The sequence below is a fragment of the Paenibacillus doosanensis genome (assembly GCF_025060755.1).
In the GTDB taxonomy this organism is placed as follows: Bacteria; Bacillota; Bacilli; order Paenibacillales; family NBRC-103111; genus Paenibacillus_S; species Paenibacillus_S doosanensis.
In genome coordinates this window covers 18,810-35,533 of record NZ_JANYUY010000005.1, presented here as the reverse complement: position 1 = coordinate 35,533, position 16,724 = coordinate 18,810, and the positions used below count along the sequence as shown (strand labels likewise).

The 16,724-nt window shown below is 51.2% G+C and carries 19 protein-coding genes; 6 read left to right on the top strand and 13 right to left on the bottom strand.

Annotated elements, in window-relative coordinates; all coding sequences use genetic code 11:
- Positions 1–62 precede the first annotated feature (62 nt).
- From N0M98_RS06270 to N0M98_RS06250, 5 genes are all read right to left on the bottom strand, one after another.
- Positions 63–497, bottom strand: coding sequence for a GNAT family N-acetyltransferase (locus N0M98_RS06270; protein ID WP_259617278.1), 435 nt, complete (start codon positions 495–497; stop codon positions 63–65).
- A gap of 51 nt (positions 498–548) precedes the next feature.
- On the bottom strand, positions 549–1,190 hold the full coding sequence (locus tag N0M98_RS06265) for a histidine phosphatase family protein (protein WP_259617277.1): 642 nt from the start codon (positions 1,188–1,190) through the stop codon (positions 549–551).
- A 31-nt stretch (positions 1,191–1,221) separates the two neighbouring features.
- The gene (thyX, locus tag N0M98_RS06260; protein ID WP_259617362.1) at positions 1,222–1,929 is read right to left on the bottom strand and encodes an FAD-dependent thymidylate synthase; all 708 of its coding nucleotides are present in this window, start codon (positions 1,927–1,929) and stop codon (positions 1,222–1,224) included.
- A 326-nt stretch (positions 1,930–2,255) separates the two neighbouring features.
- Positions 2,256–2,702, bottom strand: coding sequence for an 8-oxo-dGTP diphosphatase (locus tag N0M98_RS06255; RefSeq protein WP_249866182.1), 447 nt, complete (start codon positions 2,700–2,702; stop codon positions 2,256–2,258).
- Positions 2,703–2,781: 79 nt separating this feature from the next.
- Entirely contained in the window at positions 2,782–2,958 is a 177-nt protein-coding gene (locus tag N0M98_RS06250; protein ID WP_259617276.1) for a hypothetical protein, read from the bottom strand.
- 280 nt (positions 2,959–3,238) lie between these two features.
- On the opposite strand from N0M98_RS06250, the gene N0M98_RS06245 reads away from it, so the two are divergent.
- Positions 3,239–4,516 carry an ATP-binding protein gene (locus N0M98_RS06245; protein WP_259617275.1) on the top strand — a complete coding sequence of 426 codons (1,278 nt, stop codon included), beginning with the start codon at positions 3,239–3,241 and terminating at the stop codon, positions 4,514–4,516.
- 79 nt (positions 4,517–4,595) lie between these two features.
- Here N0M98_RS06245 and N0M98_RS06240 read toward each other — a convergent pair whose 3' ends face one another.
- From N0M98_RS06240 to N0M98_RS06230, 3 genes are all read right to left on the bottom strand, one after another.
- Positions 4,596–5,111, bottom strand: coding sequence for a GNAT family N-acetyltransferase (locus N0M98_RS06240; protein WP_259617274.1), 516 nt, complete (start codon positions 5,109–5,111; stop codon positions 4,596–4,598).
- Between the two features lie 164 nt (positions 5,112–5,275).
- Positions 5,276–5,449, bottom strand: a complete 174-nt coding sequence (locus N0M98_RS06235) for a hypothetical protein (RefSeq protein WP_249864044.1) — start codon at positions 5,447–5,449, stop codon at positions 5,276–5,278.
- A 28-nt stretch (positions 5,450–5,477) separates the two neighbouring features.
- Positions 5,478–6,176 carry a PIG-L deacetylase family protein gene (locus N0M98_RS06230; RefSeq protein WP_259617273.1) on the bottom strand — a complete coding sequence of 233 codons (699 nt, stop codon included), beginning with the start codon at positions 6,174–6,176 and terminating at the stop codon, positions 5,478–5,480.
- 178 nt (positions 6,177–6,354) lie between these two features.
- On the opposite strand from N0M98_RS06230, the gene N0M98_RS06225 reads away from it, so the two are divergent.
- Complete coding sequence (locus N0M98_RS06225) at positions 6,355–6,606, top strand: LSM domain-containing protein (protein WP_259617272.1); 252 nt, start codon at positions 6,355–6,357, stop codon at positions 6,604–6,606.
- Positions 6,607–6,660: 54 nt separating this feature from the next.
- On the opposite strand, the gene N0M98_RS06220 is transcribed toward N0M98_RS06225, so the two are convergent.
- Complete coding sequence (locus N0M98_RS06220; protein WP_249864047.1) at positions 6,661–6,825, bottom strand: DUF3973 domain-containing protein; 165 nt, start codon at positions 6,823–6,825, stop codon at positions 6,661–6,663.
- A gap of 229 nt (positions 6,826–7,054) precedes the next feature.
- Between N0M98_RS06220 and N0M98_RS06215 the strand changes: the two genes are divergently transcribed.
- Together N0M98_RS06215 and N0M98_RS06210 are read left to right on the top strand one after the other, a co-directional pair.
- Entirely contained in the window at positions 7,055–7,573 is a 519-nt protein-coding gene (locus tag N0M98_RS06215; protein WP_249864048.1) for a C40 family peptidase, read from the top strand.
- A 566-nt stretch (positions 7,574–8,139) separates the two neighbouring features.
- On the top strand, positions 8,140–8,364 hold the full coding sequence (locus N0M98_RS06210) for a hypothetical protein (protein ID WP_249864049.1): 225 nt from the start codon (positions 8,140–8,142) through the stop codon (positions 8,362–8,364).
- A gap of 152 nt (positions 8,365–8,516) precedes the next feature.
- Here N0M98_RS06210 and glgA read toward each other — a convergent pair whose 3' ends face one another.
- The 4 genes from glgA to glgB form a co-directional block, all read right to left on the bottom strand.
- Positions 8,517–9,944, bottom strand: coding sequence for a glycogen synthase GlgA (gene glgA / locus N0M98_RS06205; protein ID WP_249864050.1), 1,428 nt, complete (start codon positions 9,942–9,944; stop codon positions 8,517–8,519).
- Between the two features lie 83 nt (positions 9,945–10,027).
- Entirely contained in the window at positions 10,028–11,128 is a 1,101-nt protein-coding gene (glgD, locus tag N0M98_RS06200; RefSeq protein ID WP_375295451.1) for a glucose-1-phosphate adenylyltransferase subunit GlgD, read from the bottom strand.
- Between the two features lie 15 nt (positions 11,129–11,143).
- A complete protein-coding gene (locus N0M98_RS06195; protein ID WP_259617271.1) occupies positions 11,144–12,307 on the bottom strand; it encodes a glucose-1-phosphate adenylyltransferase in 1,164 nt (387 codons plus the stop codon).
- Between the two features lie 5 nt (positions 12,308–12,312).
- Positions 12,313–14,244 (bottom strand): 1,4-alpha-glucan branching protein GlgB, encoded by a 1,932-nt coding sequence (gene glgB, locus N0M98_RS06190; RefSeq protein ID WP_249864053.1) that lies wholly within the window; start codon positions 14,242–14,244, stop codon positions 12,313–12,315.
- A 267-nt stretch (positions 14,245–14,511) separates the two neighbouring features.
- On the opposite strand from glgB, the gene N0M98_RS06185 reads away from it, so the two are divergent.
- Positions 14,512–15,648: a peptidylprolyl isomerase gene (locus N0M98_RS06185; RefSeq protein WP_259617270.1), complete on the top strand. Its 1,137-nt coding sequence runs from the start codon at positions 14,512–14,514 to the stop codon at positions 15,646–15,648.
- Between the two features lie 210 nt (positions 15,649–15,858).
- Positions 15,859–16,722: a class I SAM-dependent methyltransferase gene (locus N0M98_RS06180; protein ID WP_249864055.1), complete on the top strand. Its 864-nt coding sequence runs from the start codon at positions 15,859–15,861 to the stop codon at positions 16,720–16,722.
- Positions 16,723–16,724: the final 2 nt, after the last annotated feature.

Sequence of the window (16,724 nt, the reverse complement as noted above, 5' to 3'; positions counted from 1 at the left end):
GGAAGAAAGCGGCCGTTCTCTGATTACGGTAGGGGCAGTGATCCGGTCAAGATCAACGCCTTTTATCGCTTGCCCGTCTTTCTTACGAAGTCGGGCATTCGGCGCATCATCCGCTCCTGGTCCCGCTGGAAATCGAACTGCTCGTATAATCCGTGCGCATCCGCCGTGCCCAAAATTCCCATCAAATCCTTCAATTCATCCGATTGCACGATAGCCTGAACGAGTTTTTTCCCGATCTGCCTGCCTCTATACGCTTCATCGACGAACACGTCGCACAGCCAGTACATCGTGGCTCCGTCCGTGACGACCCGCGCGAAGGCTACTTGCCTGCCGTCTGCGTAAGCGCCGTAGCAAATCGAATTGTCGATAGATTTCCTAATTCTCTCTTGCGATCGCTTGTTGGCCCAGTAGCTTCTGGAGAGGAAGCCGAGCACTACATCAAGCTGAAGCAGCGACTTGTCGCAGCTAATAACGATAGATTCATCCGATCCATTCATACGGTAACGCCTCCTGATTATGGTCTTCCTTCCGCCGTTTCGTCCCTCCGCTTAATCCCCGAACCCGGTATCCGGCTCTGCGTTCAGATGGCTCGTATCATTCATCCTGCATACGGTTTTGTTTCGATTCCAGCTCGTAATCGTCAAATGCGTAATGCTGCACGGATCGATATCGAACGATACCTTCGCTACCAGCTCGGGGGGAAATTCCAGCCACCAATGAATGATGGCATTGATCGTATTGCTATGACTGACGATAACGGCCGTCTCCGCTTCATCCTCGCGAATGCTCTCCATAAACGCGAATACGCGCTTTTGCAGCATATTCCAGCTCTCGCCTTCCGGATAAGGAACCCAATCCAGCAGAGGCTCGGTCATCGGCAGCTCCAGCCGCCGGGCCTCATCTTTGGACTTGTCCGCCGCCAGCCCGTTATTCAGCTCCCGCAGCTGAGGAGCAAGTGTAGGCTGCTTCTGGAACATAGCGCCGATGATTGCCGCCGTCTCGCCGGCTCTCGCCTGATCGCTGCAGTAGCAGTTGAAGGGCTTGCCGTCCAACAGTTCCTTCAGCCGTTCTCCCGTCTTCCGCGCTTGTTCTCTCCCTATGCCGGTGAGCTGCGAATGAGACCAGCCCCCCGCCACGCCTTGCAGCAAATGATCCGCCTGGCCGTGCCGGATCAAAATAAGCTCCTTCAAACCGATCACCTCCCTGCGCTAAAATAAGATATTAATGCGAGCCGACGAGCTCGTCCAACGAAACCGGATAGAGCGGCTTGCTGAGCTCCAATATCGCTTTGGCATACTCTTGAATTTCTTTCTGCGCATCATGTTCGAGACGCTGGTTCAAGAAATGGCATATCGATTGCAGGGAAGCCGTCCAGTACCAACGGACATACATTCCGTACGCCGGCAAAAAAAGCCTCGCCTGCTCCGCGCAAACGCCGTCGTTTAGAGCCGCTTCGTATTTACGTATTCCTTCTTCGATATACTCCCTAAGCTCGGCGGTCAGCTTGTGTCCCTGCTCCGTCGGAAGCAGCTCGCCGCTCCCCTGCTTGGAATGAGCCGGCTGGCTTCTCCATTCGCCGCTGGCGGGAATGTAGAACGCCGGTTCCTCGGTTATGTATCTGCGGCTGGACTCGTTCCACGCTTCCAGACTGTCTCCGGTCCCCTCATAATGGGCAGAGCCGACGACATACTTCCACCACTGTCTGGCCACCATCAGCGGGGCGTAGATTTCATATTGCAGCATGACGTGCCGAAACGGCGACGTATGGCCTTCTCTGGCCAGGAAACGGATCAAACGAATATCTTTATCGCTCAGCTCCGTCGATTCTTTGGCATACGAAACGCGGGCCGCATTGACGACCGTCAAATCCGCCCCCATGTGGTTCACCAGTCTTACATAGCCTTTATCCAACACTTCAATAAATGACATCGTCTTCTCTCCTCTTTCGGCATGGTGAATGCGACGACGGCCGAAGCAAGCGAAGGCCGCTATATAACCGCCGAACGAGTAGCCGGAACCGATAAAAGACTCATACTGCGCAGCTTCTTGCGGATCATGCTCCCATACTTTTACATAAGGTTCCTCAAGGTCCGCCAACTCAAGCCGGATCGTCGTGTGCAGCGGAGTCTCTTCCTTGAACGCCCGATACATTTGGTTGGAGCTGTACCCGCATCCGCCCAGACTCAATTGATCGCCCGCATCAAATCGCTCCAGCGGCCCAATGTCCATCGCTCGCTCTCACCCGATCTTCCAATTTATTCATACTGCCGAAACGTTTCCTTCCCTTCGGTGTTCGTTTGCGAATCCCACAAGGCGCTCAGCTCAAAGGTCCCTTGGTTAAAAAACAACGGAAACCGGCGCTTAAACCAGCTTTGCATCGGAAGCTCCAATGCTTCCTCCTTATCGACCCACAACAGATCGCCCTCCGGGGGATTCTGCAGCAGTTCGCCTTCGAACTCCGTTACCAAATAGTTGAACACCATATATCTAAGGTTTTGACCCGGATCGCAAAACTCGTCCAGACCTTTGTATGCGATCCGTTTCACGGTAAGCCCGGTTTCTTCTTTCACTTCGCGGATCGCCGCATCGACGATGCTTTCAGGAAAATCTACTTTGCCCCCGGGAGCGATATAACCGGGAAATCCTTTCTTATCCGGCCTGTTGATCAACAGCACCTGATTTCCGTTTTGCACCATGCACATCGTGTACAGTTTAACATTGAGCGTCACTGTGATTTACACCGCCTACTATACTAAATGGACCATCTTTATCCTATACAAGCTACTTCTCGCTGCGATTCCGTTTGAAATTCAGCAATGCCGAAATGGCAAAAAGCACCGCTACGCCAATATAACCGTATTTCACCGTGGTAGAGGTAGTGATGAAGCCGGCGACGACGAAAGCGATGGCGGCCAACAAATTCAATATGCCTATATACAAATACGGATTCTTTTTCATAACAAGCTGTTCCTACTCCCATTCACAAATTTGACCTTGCCCTGCCGTGCCTTACAAGACCTTCCCTTTATTGTAACACGAAAAGCCCGAAGAACAAGGTAAACCGCAGGCTCAACATACTCTCTTACAGCCTCCTTCTATGGGCTCGAATGATATTTTTCAAATCGCCGGAAGGGAAAACCTGGGGCTTTGTCGAATATTTTCTTGTCAAGCGATCCATTCCGGATTTGCCAGCAAGCCAGTCCTAACCGTAAGCCATCTTAAGCCCCCGGGAGCGTTTATGTTAAGCTATTTCAAAGATTACTTATTGAATATTTTCTTTATTTTCTCCCCGCTGGTGTTTTATCCGTACATATACAAAACGAGCAGCAATCCGTTCTTATACCGTTTGCTGCTCTATGTTCTTGTCTCCGTCGCCCTAGTAACAACGATGTCATTTCCTATTGAATTAAACGGTTTGAAATACGATTTTCGTTCGATTCCGCTGACTATCGGTTCGTTATACGGGGGCTCTCATGTTTCCGCTTTGCTTTACTTGACTCTTGTCACATACCGCTATTTGACGGGCAACCCCAACAATTGGCTTTACGCGGTTTCCTTGCTCCCCAGCTTTCTGATCGTCTACATGACGCTCAGAAACTATTCCAAGCGAAAATTGCTGCACAAGCTCCTCTTGGCCGTCACCGCCTGCACCTGCATTAAAATGATTACCTTCTCGTTTTATTTATCCGCTCTCGGGCAGATGAGGCTTCTGTTCGTCGATCCTTGGACGACGCTGGAAACTTATATTTTACAAGCGTTCATCGTCGGTTTATGCGTCTATTTGATCGAATGCCTGAACCGGTATTTCCGCATGCAGGAAGAAGTGATTCAGAGCGAAAAAATAAAAATCGTCAGCGATATGGCCGCTTCCGTAGCTCACGAAATCCGCAATCCGCTGACAACCGTCAGAGGGTTTATTCAATTATTGGGCGCCGAGCACCTGGATCAGGACAAAAAACAGTTTTACCGGAACCTGTGCCTGGAGGAATTGGACCGGGCGCAGCTGATTATTACCGATTATCTCACTTTAGCCAAGCCGGACCCGGAGCTTATCGAAAACATCGACATTCGCGAGGAAATCCGGTATTTATCGAACGTGCTTATGACCTACGCCAATTATTACAATATTCACATCAACACTGTGATCGAAGAGACGAGCGTTCTTCACATAACCGGAGACAAATATAAATTCCGGCAAGCGTTGATTAACATCGGAAAAAACGGGATCGAGGCTATGGATCACGGGGGACTTCTCGAAATCTATGCGACGGCGGACAGCGAAGGCGTCGCCATCACGATCAGCGATACCGGGAGCGGTATGACCAAAGAACAAATTCAACGGCTCGGGAATCCGTATTATTCGACGAAAGAGAAAGGCACCGGGCTTGGAACGATGGTATCGTTCGGCATTATTAAGAAGATGAACGGCAAAATTGATATTCAAAGCGTTCCCGGCGAAGGGACACTTTACAGGCTGGTGTTCCCCAAAGCCGATATGCCGGAGTCCGCCAGCTAACGGCAGTTGTCCCGCTCTACGCCTTCATCAGGAGCCCGTTTGGTTCGCCCGGCAGCAGTGCAGCAGTCCGGCAGATCGGTTATTCGCTATATGAATAACCCTCTTGTTCTCCGTTTGCAAGGAGCAGTTCAAATTCGATCTCGTGCCTAATCGGGATTCCTTCATCGCTATACAGCGGAATGCTCGGCTTATGCTTTCTCGCCTCTTGAACTGCATCGGCATAAAAGCCTCTCATATTGAAGCCACGCTTCTGATAGAATCGGATGGCCTTCCAATTTTCGTTCGTCGTAATCAGCCAAACTCTCGCGCATTTCCTCTCGTCAGCCTTAAGCCTGACGAGCTCCAACAACCGGGTACCGATCCCGACGCCTTCTTTCGTGCTCTTCAGAGATACGACTTCACATTCGTCGTGCACGATAGTATATACGATAAAACCAAGAACTTCCGCTTCATTATCCGCCCTTGCTTTCACAGCTATAAACCCCGGTAATTTCTGTAGAATATGCACCTGCTTGCGCGAAATCACAATATCTTCTTGAAACGGATATCGATCCGTCTCGTTTAACTCGATGAAGGTTACGTCGCCCTTTTTCACAGCTGCCTCCCCTTGTATTCCAACGACAAAATGATAATTCCCATTTTATCACATTTCCATATTTAGGGTATAGAAGAAACAAAAAAAGCTTGAAAACTCAAGCTTTTTGGCGGCGCTTATAGCGTCGGCGACGGTTCCTGCACTTCAATCTGGCTGGCTTGCAATCAACCTTCGATACTGAAAATGACCAGGTTGTTCCATTCTCCCGCGTTTTTCGTAAATTCATCCTGATCGATGATGGAATATTCGTTGGAATCGGGTTCAAAAATGACGTAGTACGATTTATTGGTTTCTCTAAACAGTTTTTTGGCCATGTCGATGGCATATTGTTTTGTCAAATTCGACGCCCCCTACGCACATATTAGGTCAGACGAGCCCGTCCGTTACCGACTGTTCCGATTTCGCCGGGTAAAAACTCCCTCTCTCCCAGGCAAGGACGAAAGCTTCATACCGCCTCTGCTGCGGGCAAAAGCGAAGATCGCCAAAATAACGGGCTATCGCATATTTCTGCGAATCATGCGCCTTTAGCGCCGCCGCTTTCATATCCCACCATGGTTCGGTATCGATGGAGACGGAAGGGCGATGTCCTTGTTCCTTCAGCGTTTCCGACGCAACGTAGTACAGCTTCTGCACGGACGGACAGTCCCCGCTCAAGACGGCGGATGTCGTTATTTTGGAAATCGCCATATGATCCGGATGGAAGTTTCCCCCGTCTTCCGGGAAGGTAATTACAATTTCAGGCTCATGTGCCCGGATAAACTCGGCTACGCGCTTCACGAACCATACGTCGTCCGCCGCGTTCAGCTTGCCGTCCGGCAAACCCAGATGCTCTACGCGCTTAAGCCCGAGTATAGCCGCCGCCCGCTCCATTTCTTTCTCGCGCCTTGCGCCAAGCTGCTCCTCAGTCAAATGGCCGACGTCGCCGTTTTTTTTGCCCGCATCTCCCCTGGTAGCCAGCAGTAAAATAGGCTGGTCGCCGTTATCGGTCAGCTGCCTGATCAAGCAAGAAGCAAGGAACGTTTCGTCATCGGGATGGGCAAATATGAAGGCCGCGGTACGTTTCATCGTTCATCCTCCTCCTCTCCCCATTATATCAATTGTTATCTTGGGAGATAAGAGCCTGCGGCAAATTATTAGGCCCACACGCCGTCTGATAGATTTGCATATAATACAACATGTCCTGCTAGAAAAATGGAGTATCGTTGCAGCAGGAAAACCATCGTCCGGAAGGGAGGGGTTTGTTATGTCACGTACGCGCAATTACCGCAAGTGCAAGCAATATATGAACAAGCAGGTTCGAATTAAGACGACCGACGGTCGTGTATATCAAGGCACCATCGTCAAGCTGGACAAACACAGAGTCTATCTGCGAGTGTCCCGCAACCAGACCGGAAATAAGGCCTCCGTTTCTTTTTTCCCGTTTCTGCTGCCGCTCGTGCTGTTCGACCTGCTCGTTATCGTTTTGCTGGAACGGCCCTTTTTTAGAAGATTCTAACGCGTTCGGTTCAAAACATGCAGCCCCTCTCCATAAGAAGCGGGGCTGCTGCTTTCAGGCTGTCGCCGGTTGTTCTTTAGGCAATGTATAAGGCTCCTTGGCGCATACTCCGGCTTGATACAGATTGGAGCTGAAGTAATGAAAGCCGCTTTTGAAAACGAATTCACGTTCGCTAAAACCAAGCGGATGAAGCTGCTTGCACAGTATGCAATAGTACATGATATGCACCCCTTGTTTCCTACTTAATTCAAATTATCACTATGTTTATGAATAAAATGTGATGATTATGCTTATCCCTGTGAATTAATTGTAAAAAATAATGAGAACCCCTATTTTCTCCGCCGTAATACTTCGAAAATCTTTCTACCATATTTTGAGGATTACCAATAACTAGGGCGCATGATATACTACTCCCAGATACACCACTAATGGCTAATGGGAGGATTATATGACAAAAGCAAGTTGGCTAACCAGAACCATTGTTGGAGCAAGCTGTCTCACCCTTGTTTTGACATCCGCTATGATCACCGCCCCGATCTCGGCTCATGCCGCAACCGCAGAAGTTCAATCGACTGCAACCGCCAGTCAGAAGGCGGACAAGATTATCGCCAAGGCGAAGTCCTTACAGGGCAAAGTACGCTATGAATTCGGAGTGAACAATCCGTCTAAGATGATCTTCGATTGCTCCTCTTTTACCAAATATGTATTTGGCACTCAAGGAGTCACGCTCAAATGGGGTTCCACCGCACAGAGCAAACAGGGCACCTATGTCAGCAAAAGCAACTTAAAAAAAGGCGATCTGATCTTCTTCAGTACGACAACGCCGGGGAAAGTTAATCATGTTGGTATTTATATCGGAAACGGCCAATTTATACATAACACAATTGGCAGCTCCGTGAACGGGGTCATTATAAGCGATCTGAGCAAATATTCGAGTCGCTATATTACAGCTAGAAGAGTATTGTAACAGAAGATAATAAATAATCCCTATTGGAAAAGTAGAGTTTTCCGCAATGCAGATGCCTCTTCCTTGAGGCGCATTCCGCCTTCGGCCCGCGCTTTCCAAGGCATTGCAGAACGGCAAATGTAAGGCCCGCACGTTCCGCTTATAGCTTGAGTGTAAATTATTTGGTAAATAAGACGCAATAGGTTGATAGAACCAGAACTAGTCCTATGACACTTTTTTTGTATAGGTCTGTCGAAAGCTTGTCGCTTTAGGGCGTATTTTCTCCGGTCCGGACTTGCATTCTTAAGCGCCGCACGAGCTCCCCAGGAACTTTAAAAGCACCGATTTGGGGCCGCAGCCACTGGCGCGCCCGGCAGATGCGCACTCGAAAAACGGATTCACAATGAAAGAAAGAGCCTATCCTGACAAGGTTAGGCTCTCTTCTTCGTTGACCGCAGGGCGCGGCCCTGCCGGCAAAAACAGCAGGCAGGCTGTCATATTATCCTTCGGAGGCTCATATAATGAATATCATGTCCAAAGATGAACAAGCATGAGACCTCAGTAAAAAAAGGGGAGTGGAACTGCACATGTGGGAAAGCGTGTTGAAGAAAGATCAATGGGAAATCCAGGTTGATCAGGATCACAAATCGATCTTGCTCAATGTTTCCACTAATGCGGCCGGCAGCGGGCACGTATCGCTGCAGCTCGACCAATCGGAGCTCTTCGAGCTGCTGCACACCTTCTTATCCATCAACCGTTCCTTCAACAATGAGACGATGTATTACGACGATCTGGCCGCAGATCATTCCTGATAAGAAGGTGCAGGCGCGCCGGAAAAAACCAAAGACAGCCCGATAGCGATTGAACCGTCCTCAAGTGCCAGAGAAGCATGCAAAAACGGAGGAGCGGTTCAAAATCGATCAGGCTGTCTTTTTGTCACATCCGGATATTATTCCCGGTGAGGCTATCGAAGCATCTGTTCATACAATGCGGCATATTCCTGCGCCGATTGCGTCCAGCTGAAATCTTTTTGCTTAATATTGTCCATAATGCGGGCCCAAGCTTCCTCTTCGCGATACAGCCGCACCGCCCGCTCGATCGTATACAGCATGTCATGCGCATTGTAATGCGCGAAGCTGAACCCCGTGCCTTCGCCTGTCGCTTCATTGTAAGACTGCACGGTATCCTTCAGGCCGCCGGTCTCCCGGACGATCGGCACCGAACGGTACCGCATCGCTATCAGCTGCCCGATCCCGCACGGCTCGAACTGCGACGGCATCAGGAACAAGTCCGATGCCGCATAAATTTGCCGGGCCAAGCCTTCGCTGAACGTGATGTTGGCGGACACCTTGCCGGGATAGCTTTCCTGGGCCCAGCGGAACAGCTGCTCGAAGCGATGTTCTCCCGTTCCGAGAATAACCCACTGCGCATCCAGCGCCATGAGCTCGGCCATCACGCGGTCGATCAAGGCGAGTCCCTTCTGCTCGACCAGACGGGTTACCAGAGCGATCAGCGGCACATCCTTGCGTACCGTCAGCCCCAGCCTCTCCTGAAGCTTCAGCTTGTTCTGCTGCTTCTTCTCCAGCGAATCGCGGTAATGGACTTCCAGATTCGGATCGGTCATCGGATCGAACTCGGCGTAATCGATGCCGTTGACGATTCCGTACAGCCGGTGGCTTTGGCTGCGCAGCAGGCCGTCCAAATATTCGCCGTAGAACGGCGTCTGAATTTCCGCCGCATACGTCGGACTGACCGTCGTAATGAGATCCGAATACAACAGCCCGCCTTTCATAAAGCTGGCTCCCCCGTACTGCTCCAGCGCATAACCGGTAAAATGCTCGTCCCCTAGCGCGAAGAAGTCCTTGAACAGCTCTTTGGCGAATACCCCTTGATATTTCAAATTATGAACCGTCATCATCGTTTTGATATGAGCGTATTTCGGCTGGTAGCTAAAATGGGCGCGGTACAATACCGGAATCATTCCGGCCTGCCAATCGTGACAGTGAATCACATCGGGAATGAAATCGATATGCTGCAGCGAATCCATAACCGCCCGGCAAAAGAAAGCGAACCGTTCGGCATCGTCCTCATATCCATAGCAGCCCCGGCGGCGGAAATAATATTCATTGTCGACGAAGTAAAATACGATCCCCTCATGCTCCAACTTCAAGATACCGCAGTACAGCTGTCTCCAGCCCATCTGCAAAGTGAAGGTGGAGACGGTTTCCATCGCCTGCGCATACTGATCGGGAATATCTTCGTATTTCGGCAGTATGACCCTCACGTCCAGTCCCTGCCCCGCCAATTGCTTCGGCAGAGAGCCTATGACATCCGCCAAGCCTCCCGTTTTGACGAAAGGTACGGCTTCCGATGCGGCAAATAACACTTTCATGGCTTCCCACTCCTTTTCAATTGAGACTTGCCCGAAGAAAAAAAGACGGGGCGCCTCGAATGACGTCCCCGCCTTATCGCGCGTCAGATAACCTTCGTTTTGGAAGCGATGAACGGCGCCTGTTTATCCCCGGTAAGCACCCGGCCCCTGCTAATAAATACGTCCTTGTCGAGAATCGCATTTTCGATAATGACATTTTCTTCAATCTCGCAGTTTTGCAAAATGATGCAGTTTTTCACATATGCGCCCTTGCGGATTTTGACGCCGCGGAACAAAATGCAATTCTCCACCTTGCCTTCGATCACGCAGCCGTTGGCGATCAGGGAGTTGCGGGTATGGGCGTTATCGGCGTATTTGGCCGGAGGTTCGTCTTTGACTTTGGTAAAAACGAGATTTTTTTGAAAGAACAGCTCGCGCCAAACATTCGGATTCAGAAGCTGCATGCTATGTTTATAGTAGCTTTGAATCGTATTCACTATGCCAGTATGTCCTTTATGCTCGTATCCGTAAACGCTGAGCTTGCCGATATTTTTCATAATGCCGTCGCGGACCAAATGATCGTAGCCCTGCGCCAGGCAAGACTCGACCATGTCAAGCAGCAGCTCCTTGCTCATCACGTACATTTCCATCGAAATATTGTCGTTGCGCAGACGGCCGGAATGATCTTCCATCACGGTAACCTGTCCGTCTTCTTTGACGGCGAGCCGGCGGAATTTGGCGAATTCCTCTTCTTCCGCTTCCTTGTAGACGACCGTAATATCGGCGTTTTTCTCCAAATGGTAATCCAGCACTTCGTTGAAATCGAGGTTGCAGACGATATGGCTGCGGGAGATGACGACATATTCCTCGCGCGCCCGGTAAAAATAATCGCGGTGGCTGTAAAATTGGAACAGGTCCCCGCGGGCCATCCCCGTCGTTTCGTGCAAAATCGCAGGCAAGAGGAACAGCCCTCCGCGTTTGCGGTCCAAATCCCACTCCTTGCCGGAGCCGAGATGGTCCATCAAGGAACGGTATTTATGCTGTGTAAAAACGGCGACGTTCTCCATCCCGGAATTGACCATATTGGAAAGCGCAAAATCGATCAGCCGGTACCTCGCTCCGAAGGGAACCGAAGCCACGCAGCGGGAATAGGTCAGTTCTTCCAGATCATCAGGCTCGTTCACCAGATTGATAACACCCATCATTCGCTTCATACGAACTCACCCTTTCAAGTTGGTCATCGTCGCCATACTGATAGTTTCATTGCCGCCGATCAAGATGATGTTGGAATCGCCGTCCGCGTCTCCGATGACGCAGCCGTCTTCTACGACGGTGTTCTCCCCTATGATCGCCTTATATATTTTTACGTTGTTCCCGATCTTCACATTCGGCATGATGACGGAGTCCTTGATGTAGCAGCCTTCGCCAACGTGCACGCCATAGAACAATACGGAATGATCGACTTCTCCGAATACGCTGCAGCCCTCGTTGACGAGCGAGCGTCTGATTTGCGCCGTCGGAGCCACATATTGGCCCGGCTGGCAAGGATTGACCGAATAGATCCGCCATTCGCGGTCGTTCAAATTAAACTGCGGCTCATTTTCCAGAAGATCCATATTCGCTTCCCATAAGCTCTCGATCGTGCCGACATCTTTCCAATAACCTTCGAACGGATAGGCATATATGTTTAATTTTTCGCGAAGCATCAGCGGTATGACATCTTTACCGAAGTCCTTGCTGGATTCGGGATTGTTCTCGTCCATCGTCAGGTAGGCTTTAAGCACCTGCCAATTGAATATGTAAATGCCCATGGAGGCCAAATTGCTCTTGGGCTCTTTCGGCTTCTCGGCGAATTCGACAATACGTTCGTCGTCGTCCGTGCTCATGATCCCGAAGCGGCTTGCTTCATCCCATCTCACTTCGATGACGGCGATCGTGGCGTCGGCGCCCTTTCTCTTATGAAAATCGAGCATCCGATCGTAATCCATCTTATAGATGTGGTCGCCGGATATGACCAGAACGTATTCCGGATCGTACTGCTCGATGAATGATATGTTGCGGTAAATAGCGTTGGCCGTACCCCGGTACCAATCGCCGCCCTGCTGCTCCATATAAGGGGGCAGCACGGTTACCCCCCCGCTTTTGCGGTCGAGGTCCCACGGTGTCCCGATGCCGATATACGAGTTCAGCACGAGCGGCTGATACTGCGTCAGCACGCCCACCGTATCGATGCCCGAATTGGTGCAATTGCTCAAAGTAAAATCGATAATGCGATATTTCCCTCCAAAATGAACAGCGGGCTTCGCCAATTTATTGGTTAACACTCCTAAACGCCGTCCCTCGCCCCCTGCGAGCAGCATGGCCACGCACTCTTTTTTGCGCATCGAACCTATCCCCTTTCTCTTTTTCCAGCAGCTTCTTTGCGTCCAATTTTGACAGGCTTCAAAACAACGGTTGCAAGCGGGGGAATCGTAATATGCAAGCTGCAAGGCTGGAAGTGCCAAGACACGTTCTCCGTCTTGAGCCTTCCCGTATTCAACTGCCCGGACCCTCCGTAAACAGGGGTATCGCTGTTAAACCGCTCCGTATATTCCCCCGCAAAAGGTACGCCAATCCGGTATCGTGCGTGGGTTACCGGAGTAAAATTGCAGACAATGATCAAAAAATCATTCGGATCGCTCGATTGTCTGGTGAAAGTAACAATGCTCTGGTTGTGGTCGTGCGGATCAATCCAGGAAAATCCTTCGGGGCTGTGGTCCAGCTCCCAAAGCGCTTTTTCTTGCAAATAAAGGTGGTTTAAATCGTGGACGTACTGATGCATGCCCCGGTGACTGTCATAGCCGAGCATTTCCCAGTCCAGATCCTCAAGATCCTTCCATTCGTCGAACTGCCCGAATTCGCCGCCCATGAACAGCAGCTTTTTGCCCGGATGCCCCATCATATAGCCGTACAGCACCCGCAGGTTAGCGAATTTTTGCCAGTAATCACCCGGCATTTTGTTGAGAAGCGATTTCTTGCCGTGCACGACCTCATCGTGAGATAAGGGCAGCACGTAATTTTCGGAGTAGGTGTACATGAAAGAAAAAGTTAGCAAGTTATGCCGGCCCTTGCGGAAATACGGATCGCATTCCATGTAGCGCAGCATGTCGTTCATCCAGCCCATGTTCCATTTGTAGTTGAATCCGAGGCCTCCGTCATGCACAGGCGCGGTAACGAGGGGCCAGTCGCTCGAATCCTCCGCCATCATAAGTGCATCCGGATAATGGGCAAATACCGTCTGGTTGAGCTTCTTCAAAAACGCAATCGCTTCCGGATTGTCTTCCCCGCCCTGCTCGTTCTTGATCCACTGCTCGCGCGGCTTGCCGAAGTTCAAATACAGCAAGCTGGCGACGGCGTCGACCCGCAGACCGTCAATATGGAACATATCCATCCAGAACAAGGCGTTGGAGATCAGGAAGCTGACGACTTCCGGCTTGGAGAAATCGAAGGCCATCGTCCCCCACTCGGGCTTCTCGGCTCTGAGCGGATCGCTGTGCTCATAGAGCGGCTGGCCGTCAAAATGGCGCAGGCCGTGATCGTCCTTCACAAAATGCCCCGGCACCCAGTCCATAATCACGCCGATTCCCTGCTGATGGCAGCGGTCGACAAAATACATGAAATCCTTCGGCGTTCCGAAGCGGCTGGTAACGGAGTAGTAGCCCGTCGCCTGATAGCCCCACGAGCGGTCAAAAGGATGCTCGGCGAGCGGCATCAGCTCGATATGGGTATAGCCCATGTGCGCGACGTAATCCACCAACTCGTCGGCCAGCTCACGGTACGTATAGTACCCGTCGCCCGGCTTCTTTTTCCATGTGCCCATATGGACCTCATAGATGTTCATCGGCCGGTCGTACGGCAGCTGCCGGCGCTTCGCTTCCTGCCAGGCGTCATCATGCCATTCGTAACCTTCCAGCGAACAAACCCGGGAGGCCGTTCCCGGCTTCAGCTCGGAATGAAAAGCGTACGGATCGGCCTTCCATACTAGCGTTCCGTGCGAGGTGACGATCTCGTATTTGTAATACTCGCCCTCGCGGACATTTGGCACGAACAGACTCCACACGCCCCAAACGCTGATTTTGCTGAGGACATGCTCGCTGCCGTTCCAGTAATTAAAATCTCCAATAACGCGGACTTCGCGCGCATGGGGGGCCCAGACGGAAAACCGAACGCCAAGGGTCCCTTCATGCTCCGTAAAATGCGCCCCCAACACCCGGTAGCTGCGGAATAAATTCCCTTCATGAAACAGGTAAAGATCTTCCGGACCAGGGATTACGCTCATCATAGGTCACACATCCCTTATTGTTCAATTTTGCGCCTCTAATATTGAAATACTACATCGATTGGCAAATTCCTCTCCGTTTTTTTCAAATAGTTCGTTAATTCTAAAAACATACTTATTTTCCGTCCGAGGAGGATTTTGTCAATTCGTCTGGAATACTTTTTATTGGGCGATTCGAGTATACGAGTAAACGTCCTGCATTCGCTCCGGCGATTCGAACAAGGACTGCCCGAAGCTGGCCGTAAGGCAAGAAAGGATGTCATTACACGAATGAACGACAAATTGAAAGGCTTGGTGCTTGGCCTCTCTCTCGGCGTTATGCTGACAGGGAGCGTGGCTTACGCCAGCGGAACTCAGATTGAAGTATATTTCCAGAACCTGAAATATATGTTTGACGGTTTTGAGAAAAAACCGGCGGAAGATCAGGGCCAAGGTTTCATCTACAACGGCACGACCTATGTGCCTCTTCGTTTCGTCAGCGAAGCTCTCGGCAAGGACGTCCAATGGGATGACGAGACCCAGACGATCTGGGTCGGCAAGAAGCTCGATACGGCAGCAACCGTCGCCGAATATCAGGGAGGACAGGTGACGCGCGGCGATTACGAAAAGTTTGCGGCCGTCATGCGCTTCCTGAACCCGCAAAACGCGCAGCATGAGCAGGACAATCAGTACAAACAGTATATTATTGACCAAATCGCCGCATCTCATATCATCGCCGGCAAGTTGGATGAAGAAACGGCCGCCAAGCTTCCCGCTCTCGTCGACGGGCAAATGCGGCAATTGGAGCAGCTGAATTCGTCCTCCGCCCAAACCTTAAGCGAGCAATTGAAGCAGCAGGGCCTCAGCGAGGACGATTTGAAAACGTTTGTCCGGGATACGGTAACGCTGCAGACCTGGTCGACCAATGCGGTCGACGATGCGACCGTCAAAGCCGAATACGACAAGAAAGCCGCAAGCGGCGACGAGAGCGTCATTACCGCATCGGTGAGACATATTCTCGTGATGAACGAGGACGATAAAGGCAGCAAGCTGCCTAAGGAAACCGTCGACGCCAAGCTGAAGGAAATTCAAGACAAGCTTGCGGCCGGCGCCGATTTTGCCGAGCTGGCCAAGCAGTATTCGGAAGACCCTGGCTCCAAGGATAACGGCGGGTTATATGCGAATGTGCCGGTGAGCCAATGGACCGAGAATTTCAAGAAGGCGACCATGACGCTCGAACTGAATAAAATCAGCGATCCGATCGAGACGGAATACGGCTACCATATTATCCGCGTGGAATCGCGCGGCGTCATTCCTTATGACGAGCTGAAAGAAACGCTTAAACAATCGTTATCGCAAACGAAATACAATGACTTCATGACCAAAGAGCTTCCGGGCCTGATCACGAACGTAGAATTGCCCCAATAAGCTTGTTCCGATTATGGGAAAAGACGACAGACCGGCCAACGAGCCGGTCTTTTTGTCATCGACTTTTGTATAAAAAGCATGATGCTGTTCTCGGTTGACTTTCCCCAGGCCGCTCCATGGCTTTACGCAAGCAATTAGTGTAAAATGTGGTAGGTGCTTTTTTTGAACAACGGAATGCACACGGGAAAATGATAGAAGGAAGGTTACATTATGTTTGCAGCACATGATTGGAAAGATTACGAATTAATCGATACGGGAGACGGCGAGAAGCTGGAGCGTTGGGGCAGCATCGTTCTGCGCCGGCCGGACCCGCAAATTATTTGGCCGATTCACAAGGAAAACGGCTTATGGCGGGGCGCCGACGCCCATTATCATAGAAGCGCGAGCGGCGGCGGTCAGTGGGAATATAAGAAGGAGCTGCCCGAGCGGTGGACGATCTCCTACGACAAGCTGTCGTTCCATATCAAACCGACCAGCTTCAAGCATACCGGACTGTTCCCGGAGCAAGCCGCCAACTGGAAGTGGATGATGGATAAAATCCAGGGAGCGGGCCGCAAAATCCGCGTCCTCAATCTGTTCGCCTATACGGGCGGCGCCAGCGTAGCCTGCGCCTATGCGGGGGCGGACGTATGCCATGTCGACGCGTCCAAAGGGGTCGTGCAGTGGGCCAAGGAAAATTTGCATCTGTCCGGACTCGGCGACCGTCCCGTACGCTTTATCACCGACGACGTGTTCAAATTCGTACAGCGCGAACAGCGCCGCGGCAGCAAATACGACGCCATCATCATGGACCCTCCTTCCTACGGGCGCGGCCCGAACGGGGAAACTTGGAAGCTGGAGACGAATCTGTACCCGTTCGTGGAACAGTGCATGCAGATTATGTCGGACAGGCCGCTGTTCATGCTGATCAATTCGTATACGACCGGCATTTCCGCCACCGTATTGAAAAATATTTTGGCCATGTCGATGGGCCGGGCCTACGGCGGCAATATCACCTGCGGCGAAATCGGCCTGCCGATTACCGCTTCGAAGCTCATGCTCCCTTGCGGCATTTTGGGCCGTTGGGAGGCGTAACG